Consider the following 9,846-nt stretch of genomic DNA (forward strand, 5'->3'; position numbering starts at 1 on the left):
GCATTTGATTAACCTGCTCAACGGAAGCGCCCTCTTTTTCCGAACCCAACGCCCGGTTACTTTCCAGCACCGCCAGCTGCGCCTGGATCACTTCCCGCTGCACGTTAAGTTTGCTTTGCTCGCGCACCTCATCATCAATCTGTTTGGTCAATTGCTCCACTTCAGGCGACACATGCTCGGTTAGAAAGTCGCGTTTTATGCTGAAAGATTGCACGACCACACCGTTATCGGCATCGAGCATCAGGCTCTGCTCATTCAGCCCGCTGGCAATATTGGTAAAGACGACTTCGCTTTCCCCCGCCGGTAGCGTCACTTTGCTGCTGTTGAATAACTCGGCACCGCGAATAAAGACCGTCACATCGTTGAGTGTCACGTTTTGCGCCTGCGCCAGGCCGGAATAGGCCAACAGCACCGAGGCCGCCAACAGCGTGGTTTTAAATCCAGGGAAGAGGGTCATCGTCATTTATCCTTAACAAAGAGGTTCCGTGCAGAATATCGACGAATTATAGCATGCCGCCTGGTGGTGATTTTTCTGAAAGATCGCCACGTTTCAGGGGGCATGTAGGAAACGGCAGATCACGCTTTTTGAATCCGATAGCGGCTGCTGCGCTTACGTAACAACCCGGCCTGATACAGCTTTTCCAACGCCAAACGCGCGGCGTCCAACGGGCAGTCCAACAGAGCAGCGACTTCACCTGCCGTCATACCTTGCCGCTGGTTGCGGATCATTGCCTGCAGGGGTTGTGGGCATAATCCTTTCGGCTGGGGGCGTTGAGGTGCTGCGCCTTGCAGATGCATCACCAACCACTCCGTATCCCTATCCGGTCGGCCCATCGTCTGGCAACCGATCACCTTCCCTGTGCGATTGGCAGCGGCGACACCGGCGTCCAACGCCGCGCGGCAGGCGGCGAAATCTCCTTCGATCACCAGCGTTACCTGCCCCGGATCCAGCACCTGATGATTCAGCAACCTTACCGAGGCTGACTTCAACATCGCATCCGCCGCATCAATACCAGCAACCAGACCAGAAACTTCAAGCAACCCCAATGCGTTGATCATCTTATCTTCCCGTTATGCGCATTGAATCGGACAGCGCGAGATGTCCAACACTGCCGCGCTGAACGCCTGACAGGCCACCTGACAGGCCGCCTGGCTGCCTGCCATAAAGGCGGAGGAGTAGTTGGTTGCCGACGGCGGTGGCACATAAGACATCAGCCTGACCCCGGAGGCTTTCAGCGCCGCATCAATGCCAAAAGTGGCCTCCAGCGGCGGCGCGACCAGATAGGCTAGCGGTTCCCCCGAGGCCACTCCGGCAGCCGCAGAGAGGTAAGAGCCACTGCGCGACACCAGATACGCCAGAAAGGCCGTATTCTGCGCATCGTTGGCCCATAGAAAGGCTGGCCCTTGCTCAATGGTATTCACCATCGCGTCCAGCCCTGCCCGAACCTCCGCCGGATTGGGTCCACCGAGCATAATCAACACCTCACCCGCGCTGGGAGAAGGACTATGTGCGGCCCCCGCATACAGCGAACGCCCAAAAACCACTTCAACCTGCGCCTGTTTGGTGGCTTCATCGGCGGCGATGTAGGCCACATCGTCAGAGTCGGCAGTTAACAATCCCAGGCTACGGATCGAGGCGGGCAGTTGCAGCTCACGGCGAAAATCCTCATGCAGCGAGGCAATCACACGCATGGCTTTGACGCTGGGTCTGATCAAGTCTAATGCTGGCACCTGGGCCTCCCGCTAGCGATTAAGATGAATGCCAGATGCCTGCTGTTGCAGCATCCGTTGCACCAGATCGACAATTACCGCCGCCGCTTCTACCGGTGGCGTTCCCCCGCGATGAATATTGGAAATGCAGGTGCGGTCTGCCTCCACGGTGGTCGCCACTTTGGGTGAATACACCGCGTAGCACGACAGGCTTTCCGACTGCCCCAACCCCGGCCGCTCACCCACCAGCAGCACCACTACTTTGGCCCCCAGCAGCTCACCGATCTGATCTTCAATCTTGACCCTTCCATAGCGCACAAAGAACGGCGTTCCTACCTTCATTCCCGTCAATTCCAGCCCTTGCAGCAAGGTTGGCAGGATCTCTTCATAGTTGGCGGTGATGGCGTCGGTCGACAGGCCATCGGAAATCACCACTTGGACATCCGGGTTGGCTTTGCACTGCGTTTTCAGTACCTCGACCGCGCCGGGGCTCAGCCGACGCCCCAAATCCGGGCGTGTCAGGTATAAATTCTTGTCATTGATTTCTGATTGGACCTCCAGCAACCCTTGCTGTTGTACCCACTCCTGCGGCACTTCTTTCAACACCGTATCTTTGGCTCGTGAGTGATCGGCCAAAAAGCGTAGCAGCGCCAACGTGCGCGGCCGCGGCCCGCTGCGGCCAATGCAGACGCGAGCCGCCGTGTTATTACGCAATTCCTGTAGCACTTCTGGGTGTTGCGATTCCTGCACGCCAATCCACCGTTTGGCTTCGTTGGAACCGAGATCCAACGTGCAACCCTCGGCACTGATTGCAATTTCTGGCACCGCTGCCACCTCGGTGGGCAAGGTCATTTGCTGCATTACGTTGCGTACAATCTCTTCTATCTGTTTTTGATCCATGTTGGCTTACCTCGGCAAGAGTCAGAAGAACATTGAGGGGTCGCCCGCGCGGGCGGTTAACCGGCCATTGGCCATGATCCCCCGCTGCTCCAACCAGCGTTCAAACTCCGGCGCTGGCCGCAGGTTCAGCAGTTGGCGCACGGTGGCGGTATCATGGAACGCGGTGGTCTGATAATTGAGCATGATGTCATCCCCCATCGCCATGCCAATAATGAAGTTACACCCCGCGGTAGCCAGCAATATCATCAGGTTTTCATTCTGATTCTGATCGGCATCGGCGTGGTTGGTGTAACAGCAGTCGCAGCCCATCGAGATGCCGCTCAATTTGCCCATGAAGTGATCTTCCAGCCCCGCACGAATAATTTGCCGGTCGTTGTAGAGATACTCAGGGCCGATAAAGCCCACCACGGTGTTGACCATGAACGGGTCGTAATGACGCGCCAGGCCATAGTTACGCGCCTCCATCGTGACCTGATCGGCCCCGAAATGCGCACCGGCAGACAGCGCCGCCCCCTGCCCGGTCTCAAAGTAAAGGCAGTTGTCGCCAGCGATCCGGTTGTACTCTGCCCCTACGGCGCGGGCTTCATCGAGCATCGCCAACTCGACACCAAACTCTTTCAGCCCCTTTTCGCTGCCGCAGATACTCTGGAAAATCAGCCCTCCCGGTGCACCGCGCCGGATCGCCGCAATCTGTGTCGTCACGTGGGCTAACACACACCCCTGCGTCGGAATGGCAAATTTGTCGATCACGTGGTAAATGGTGTCCAACACCCGGCTCAGGTTATCCACATCGTCGGTCACCGGATTGACTCCAATCACCGCATCGCCGACGCCAAACGACAGTCCTTCGTAGATTTGCGCTTCGATGCTCTGCACCCCGTCACGGGTATCGTTGGGTTGCAGGCGGGCGCTGAACGTCCCCGGCAGGCCAATGGTGGTATTGGCCTTTTTGATCACCGGGATTTTCTTGCCGCCATAGATTAAATCGGCGTTGGAACAGAGTTTGGCAACGGCGGCGACCACTTCGGAGCTGATCCCCTTACGCAGCCAGGCAATATCATCGACCGTGGTTTCATCGCGCAGGATATATTCCCGCAGTTCGCCGATGCTCCAGTTTTTAACCCTGGCATAGGCGGTCTCGTTGATATCATCCTGGATGATGCGCGTCACACAGTCCTGTTCATAAGGGATCACCGGGTTCATGCGGATATCCGCTACGCTCATCTCCGATAATACCTGCTTGGCCGCCACTCGCTCCTGAGCACTTTCTGCCGCCACACCGGCCAGCAAATCCCCCGAGCGCAGTTCGTTGGCCTTCGCCAGCACCTGCTTAACATCCTTGAACTGATACGACTTGCCAAACAGCTGGGTTTTCAGCTTCATAATTACGTTCCCTCAGGAAGGAAAGGCGAGTGATTTGACCGTGATCGGCACCACCGCGCCGTTAAACAACGGCGAACCTATATCAATGTAATCGCCAGTGTGGGTGACCACTTCGTCGATCACCGCTAACTGACGTTGTGCCATTAATGGCCGCAATAACATGCCTAATGCCTTGCCAAAATCCTGGCTGGCGATCACCAGTAGCGGATATGCGTTGGGATAAAGCTGCGAGAAACTCTGCAGTGCCGCGATGCTCAGCTGTACCGAAGCCGCACTCACCGGCCATGAAGCCGGTAATGCCAGCGCATAGAGGTCTTGCTGCGCGTTGAGATCCAACAGCTGCAACGCCTGCTGCCATCGGGCCAACAGCGGCTGAGTTTCATTTTCCTGTGGCTGTACCACCGGGACGTTGCGCAGGGGCAACGCCACCTCATCCAGCCAGATGGTGCTGCCGGACAGCGACAGCGTATGTGCACCGGCACCGATCACCGTGGCACGCACCGTCTGATTGGGGATCTGCATCGGCAACGCAGCAAACCCGGCGTGACGGCGGATCGCCTGCGCCAACAGCGGTCCAATATCGCCAAAGCGGAATGGGTTATCATCATCAATGTGACGAAAACACTCGCCAACGCCGCCGGAAAGCGTGATCGCGTCCCAATTGCCTCCTGCGGACAGGCATTCCGTCATCAGCAAGCGTTTAGCCAGCTCAGATGGCTGGCCGACAATGATCTCCCACAGCAACTGAGCCATGCGGTCGGCTATCTGCCGCAGTTGGGCTGGAGTCAAACGCTGTACGTCGGTATGGCTGCCAAAGATGGCATCGGCAATCCATTGGCCTGGCGGATGCGCCCGCAATACCTGACCATGCACGTCCGTCTCCAACAGTCGCCCCCCCACGTTGAGGCAGGCGGAGGCCTGAGTATGCCCGGCGTCAAACAGCGCGTAATTGGCCGTTCCGCCGCCGATATCGATATTCAACACCCGCACCAGTTTGCTGGCTGATAGCGCCTGGGCCCCCGAACCAAAACCGGCAATCACCGATTCCAGATGCGGCCCAGCGGTAGCCACCACAAAGTTCCCCAACTGCTGGGATAAGGTCATTACCGCTGCACGAGCATTGTGAGCCTTGGCCGTTTCGCCGGTGATGATAATGGCACCCGTTGCCACGCGCTCAGGCGCTATGCCTGCCGCCTGATACTGGGCCAGCACCAGCGCCAGCAGTTCGTCCTCTCGCAGCTGACCGGAGAACTCGATGGGCGTGAACAGCACCGGGCTTTGCCAGACGATCTCTCGCTTGATGAACTCATAGCGTGGCACCTGGGAAGCGGCGGCACGGTTGACCAACGACAAGCGCGAAAAGATCACCTGAGTGGTGGTGGTGCCCACGTCTATGCCTACGCTAAGCAATTCGAGGATCTTCATGACCCAGTCTCCTGACTATCAAACCAATCTCCCTCACCCCAACCCTCTCCCCAAGGAGAGGGAGCCAAGTCCGTGCTCTTGATTAGCTTGAATACCAACACATTCAATTTATTTCCTCACCCTCAGAATAAAACCGCTCACACAGCCAGCTCGATCGGTCCCCTCTCCCTGTGGGAGAGGGTTAGGGTGAGGGGTCACATCACGAATCCCGATACAGCCTCACAATCTGATCCTCAGTCACGGCTCTTGGGTTAGTGCGAATACAGGCATCCTGCATCGCGGCCTTGGCGAACCCGGCAAAATCCGCCTCCTTACCCCCCATCTGCGTCAAACCGACGCCCAGCTCAACCTCGGCGATCAATTGCTCCACCGCCAGGATGGCATCAGCAGCACTTCCTGCCCGTCCGGTCAGGGCATAGCCAACGTCGGCATAGCCCGTCTTGCAAACCAGACGGTTAAACTTCATCACCGCCGGCAGCATGATGGCATTCGCCAAGCCGTGCGGGATGCCATAGGCGGCCCCAATCTGATGCGCACAGGCATGGCAGACGCCCAATCCGGCATTGGAAAACGCCATCCCCGCCATATAAGAAGCCAACATCAGCTCCTCCCTGGCGGCAATATCCTGCCCCTGGCCCACCGCCTGTGGCAGGGCTTCGCCAATCAGGCTAATCGCACGCATTGCCAGGCTGCGGGTCAGCGGCGTAGCGTTACTGGCCACATAGGCTTCTATTGCATGGGTCAGCGCATCAATACCGGTCGCTGCTGTAATGGGCGGCGGAACGCCTATCGTCAGGCTGGCGTCGATAATCGCCAGATCGGGGATCAACATCCCATGCACCAACACCTGTTTATGATGTGCCGCAGCCGAGATGATCACGGCAACGTTGGTGGCCTCAGAACCGGTTCCTGCCGTGGTCGGAATGGCGATCAACGGCAGACGCGGAGCCAGGCGAGCACCGGGTTGCCAATCCACCAGAGCAAGCGATGGATTGGCGGCCAACACCGCGACCGCCTTGGCCGCATCCAGTATCGATCCGCCACCGAAAGCCAGAATACCGTCACAGTTCAACTGGCGTAATTGCTGCACAGCGGCCAACACGTCCGTATCGACTGGCTCCCCTATTGGGCACGACCAGATCTCGCTGGCGACACTCTGCTGTTGCAAACTACGCAACACGCCTTGTGTCTTACCGGCAAGATGCAGGTTGGCATCAACCATGACGAACACCCGTTGTATGCCTCGTTCAGCCAGCGCCTGCCCACTGCGGGCCGCCGCACCCGCCCCCATCAGCGTGGCAGGAGGAACCGTAAACTCTCTGACCTGGCGAGCATTCACCATGTCCAGAGCGTGATAGATTGCCGCCTGCACCTTTTCGGCCGGAGTATTCTCAACAGACATAGCTACCTCCCTGTCAGACAATGCGTAACGCATCAACCATCACGCAACGGCGCAGGCGCACAAAGGTTCGTGCCGATGTCACCCCTTCCCCAGTCGGTGTGGTAATGGTCATAGAGGTCCAACCCTCCCCGCCGAAGCCCAGACCAGCGATGCAGGGGCCGTTTTTGACAAAGATGCTGGTGTTGATGGCATTGGCCATCCGGTCGAGATGCTCGATATTGCGTGAGTGCATCGCCGCCGTATGGTGGCAACCGCCTTCCAGCTTCACCGCTAGCGCGATGGCTTGATCGACGTTGGGTACGCGCACGACGGGAAGCACCGGCATCATCATTTCGGTCACGGCAAACGGATGCTGGGCATCAGTCTCGGCCAGCAACAACCGGGTCTCACCGTTGACAGTCAGCCCGATGGTGGCTGCAATTTTCGCCGCATCACGGCCAACCCAATCGCGGCTGACCTGGCCTCTGCCGTTTTCATCAATATTTTTCAGCAGATTCGGCATCAGTTGACGCACTTGTTCCGCCGTCAGCAGCACCGCGTGATGGCGCTGCATTTCAGCCAGCAGCGCATCGGCAACGCTCTCCACCACGATCAGCACTTTTTCATCGGCGCAGATAAGGTTGTTATCAAAGGATGCCCCCTGCACGATGGCACAGGCCGCACGCGCAATATCGGCACTCTCATCGACCACCACCGGGGGATTACCTGCTCCTGCGGCGATCAGCCGTTTGTCGGTGTGTTTGCGTGCCGCTTCCACCACCGCCTCCCCTCCGGTGACGACCAACAGACCGATGCCGGGGTATTTGAACAGCCGCTGGGCCGTCTCGATGTCGGGATTAACCACCGTAACCAGCAGATCGGCTGGGCCGCCGGCGGCCATAATCGCTTCGTTCAGCAGGCTGACGGTTTTTTGCGATACTTTTTTAGCCGCCGGATGGGGCGCGAATACCACGCTGTTGCCCGCCGCAATCATGCTGATAGCATTGTTGATCACCGTGGCCGCCGGGTTGGTGGACGGCGTTACCGAAGCCACCACGCCCCAGGCCGCATTCTCAATCAGGGTCAGGCCGCGATCGCCAGTCAGCACCTGTGGCTGCAAACACTCCACGCCGGGAGTTCCACGCGCCTGAGCCACATTTTTGGCGTATTTGTCTGCCACACGCCCCATGCCGGTTTCTTCCACCGCCATTTCGGCCAGTAGCTGGGCATGCTGTTCGCCAGCCTGACGAATTGCCGCGATCGCCAGTTGTCGCATCGCAACGCTGTGTAATGCCTGCTGAGCCTGCATGGCCGCACGAACCGCATCATCCAGTGAGGCAAACACCCCATTGCCATTGCTCTGCGGCGGTTGGGCTACCGGCGGCATGGCTCCCATGCCAGCCAGCACCGCTTTCACCACCTGCTCAATCTCTTTCTGGTCAATACTCACCCTTTGCCCCCGTCACTGCGCTATTTGTGAAAAATAACCTGACTGCCCATGGCGACCTCATCCACAATGCCGATAACGCTCAGATCGACCGGTGAAGTCCCGCTGTGATTGGCACAACGTGCAGAGCTACCGCTGACCACCAGCACCCACTCACCGTTACCGGCACCGATGCTGTCAGTCGCCACGGCACATTCGCCACTCGGTTCGCCCTGGCGGTTGATGGTTTCCACCAGCAGCAATTTGTCATGTTCCAGACCCGCATGCCGCACGGTGCATACGACCTGCCCTATCACCACGGCCAGCTTCATATTCACCTCCTTGCGCGTTGAGATAGCCCTGCCCAGGCAGAACCCATCAGGCGTGGCACCCTGAAGCGATGCCACGTCGCTGGTTTAGTCAATTGGGTTGTCGTTGGACATTTTGATCGGGAAAATTTCTTCCAGATCGCCGTGTGGGCGTGGGATCACATGGACCGAGACCAGTTCGCCAATGCGCTGTGCCGCAGCGGCACCCGCATCCGTGGCGGCCTTACAGGCAGCTACGTCGCCCCGAACCATCGCCGTGACCAAACCACCACCGATTTGCTTAACCCCCACCAGCTTGACGCGTGCTGCTTTAACCATGGCATCCGATGCTTCAATCAGCGCAACCAGCCCTTTGGTTTCGATCATTCCCAATGCTTCCATGATGTATTCCTCGTTGTGAGATCCCTGCTTGGGACCGGTTTGATGACTCTGTTATTGACTCGTAGCCAATACCGGCTGCTCTACAGCCTGACACTGGGTTTGTGCTACCAATACCAGTTCGATAATGTCTTGAGCGCTACAGCCACGGGACAAGTCATGCATCTGCGCATTCAGCCCCTGGATCAGCGGCCCCAACGCCCGATAGCCCCCCAGTCGCTGGGCGATTTTGTAGCCGATATTGCCTGCCTCAAGGGAGGGGAAGACCATAACGTTGGCTCGCCCGGCCAGCACGCTGCCCGGCGCTTTCTGGCTGGCGACATCGGGTGAGAACGCGGCATCAAATTGCAGCTCGCCCTCCACGCAGAGATCCGCAGCCCGTGCGCGAACCAGTTCGGTCGCCTGTTGTACGCAAGCGACATTGGGGTGCTTGGCGCTGCCCCAGGTCGAAAATGACAGCATCGCCACCCGTGCGGATTCTCCGGTGATAGCCTGATATGTCACCGCACTGCTGAGTGCGATATCGGCCAACTGGGCCGCTGTGGGCTGAGGCACCACGCTGCAATCGGCAAACCCTAATATTTCCCCTGGCTTGGGCGGCAACATCAGGAACAGCGAAGACAACGTTTTCACCCCCGGTTGCAGGCCGATAACCCTCAAGCCCGCCCGCAATACGGCGGCGGTGGAGGATAAGTTGCCCGCGATACACAGATCGGCCTTGCCCGCTGCCAACATTGCCGCCGCAAACCACAGCGGCTGGCGCAATTTTTCCGCTCCGTTGTCCGGAGCCTTATCGCCAAGGCGCTGGTTCAAGCGTTGCTCAAACTCCGTACACCAACCGTTAGCATTTTGCGGGTCAACCACCGTAAGCCCGTCGATAGTCATGCGCTGGCTATGGGCAAAATGCCGCAGGG

General features: G+C 58.3%; 11 protein-coding genes. All 11 read right to left on the reverse strand.

The genetic code is table 11. The features are described from left to right. Positions 1-457 (reverse strand): DUF4140 domain-containing protein (locus tag ACLQ7H_RS14080; protein WP_411753209.1); only part of this gene is annotated, 457 nt, incomplete at its 3' end. Between the two features lie 119 nt (positions 458-576). Next, the gene (locus ACLQ7H_RS14085) at positions 577-1,059 is read right to left on the reverse strand and encodes a BMC domain-containing protein (protein WP_411753210.1); all 483 of its coding nucleotides are present in this window, start codon (positions 1,057-1,059) and stop codon (positions 577-579) included. A 12-nt stretch (positions 1,060-1,071) separates the two neighbouring features. Next, positions 1,072-1,731: an ethanolamine utilization microcompartment protein EutL gene (gene eutL / locus ACLQ7H_RS14090; protein ID WP_411753211.1), complete on the reverse strand. Its 660-nt coding sequence runs from the start codon at positions 1,729-1,731 to the stop codon at positions 1,072-1,074. 12 nt (positions 1,732-1,743) lie between these two features. Further along, on the reverse strand, positions 1,744-2,562 hold the full coding sequence (eutC, locus tag ACLQ7H_RS14095; RefSeq protein WP_411753216.1) for an ethanolamine ammonia-lyase subunit EutC: 819 nt from the start codon (positions 2,560-2,562) through the stop codon (positions 1,744-1,746). Between the two features lie 69 nt (positions 2,563-2,631). Next, complete coding sequence (locus ACLQ7H_RS14100) at positions 2,632-3,993, reverse strand: ethanolamine ammonia-lyase subunit EutB (RefSeq protein WP_411753212.1); 1,362 nt, start codon at positions 3,991-3,993, stop codon at positions 2,632-2,634. Between the two features lie 12 nt (positions 3,994-4,005). Then, positions 4,006-5,418, reverse strand: coding sequence for an ethanolamine ammonia-lyase reactivating factor EutA (gene eutA / locus ACLQ7H_RS14105; RefSeq protein ID WP_411753213.1), 1,413 nt, complete (start codon positions 5,416-5,418; stop codon positions 4,006-4,008). Positions 5,419-5,617: 199 nt separating this feature from the next. After that, a complete protein-coding gene (locus tag ACLQ7H_RS14110) occupies positions 5,618-6,820 on the reverse strand; it encodes an iron-containing alcohol dehydrogenase (protein ID WP_411753214.1) in 1,203 nt (400 codons plus the stop codon). A 13-nt stretch (positions 6,821-6,833) separates the two neighbouring features. After that, positions 6,834-8,243: an aldehyde dehydrogenase family protein gene (locus ACLQ7H_RS14115; RefSeq protein ID WP_411753217.1), complete on the reverse strand. Its 1,410-nt coding sequence runs from the start codon at positions 8,241-8,243 to the stop codon at positions 6,834-6,836. Positions 8,244-8,269: 26 nt separating this feature from the next. Continuing rightward, complete coding sequence (gene eutN / locus ACLQ7H_RS14120) at positions 8,270-8,557, reverse strand: ethanolamine utilization microcompartment protein EutN (RefSeq protein WP_308870477.1); 288 nt, start codon at positions 8,555-8,557, stop codon at positions 8,270-8,272. Positions 8,558-8,641: 84 nt separating this feature from the next. After that, positions 8,642-8,935, reverse strand: a complete 294-nt coding sequence (eutM, locus tag ACLQ7H_RS14125) for an ethanolamine utilization microcompartment protein EutM (RefSeq protein WP_308870478.1) — start codon at positions 8,933-8,935, stop codon at positions 8,642-8,644. Positions 8,936-8,986: 51 nt separating this feature from the next. Next, positions 8,987-9,846 (reverse strand): phosphotransacetylase (locus ACLQ7H_RS14130; protein WP_411753215.1); only part of this gene is annotated, 860 nt, incomplete at its 5' end.

It is taken from the genome of Serratia sp. (in: enterobacteria), assembly GCF_046715635.1.
Taxonomy (GTDB): Bacteria; Pseudomonadota; Gammaproteobacteria; order Enterobacterales; family Enterobacteriaceae; genus Chania.

Coding starts and splice junctions, on each gene's coding strand:
- ACLQ7H_RS14085 (WP_411753210.1), bottom strand. CDS start 1,059: ATGATCAACGCATTGGGGTTGCTTGAAGTTTCTGGTCTGGTTGCTGGT.
- eutC (WP_411753216.1), bottom strand. CDS start 2,562: ATGACCTTGCCCACCGAGGTGGCAGCGGTGCCAGAAATTGCAATCAGT.
- ACLQ7H_RS14100 (WP_411753212.1), bottom strand. CDS start 3,993: ATGAAGCTGAAAACCCAGCTGTTTGGCAAGTCGTATCAGTTCAAGGAT.
- eutA (WP_411753213.1), bottom strand. CDS start 5,418: ATGAAGATCCTCGAATTGCTTAGCGTAGGCATAGACGTGGGCACCACC.
- ACLQ7H_RS14110 (WP_411753214.1), bottom strand. CDS start 6,820: ATGTCTGTTGAGAATACTCCGGCCGAAAAGGTGCAGGCGGCAATCTAT.
- eutN (WP_308870477.1), bottom strand. CDS start 8,557: ATGAAGCTGGCCGTGGTGATAGGGCAGGTCGTATGCACCGTGCGGCAT.
- eutM (WP_308870478.1), bottom strand. CDS start 8,935: ATGGAAGCATTGGGAATGATCGAAACCAAAGGGCTGGTTGCGCTGATT.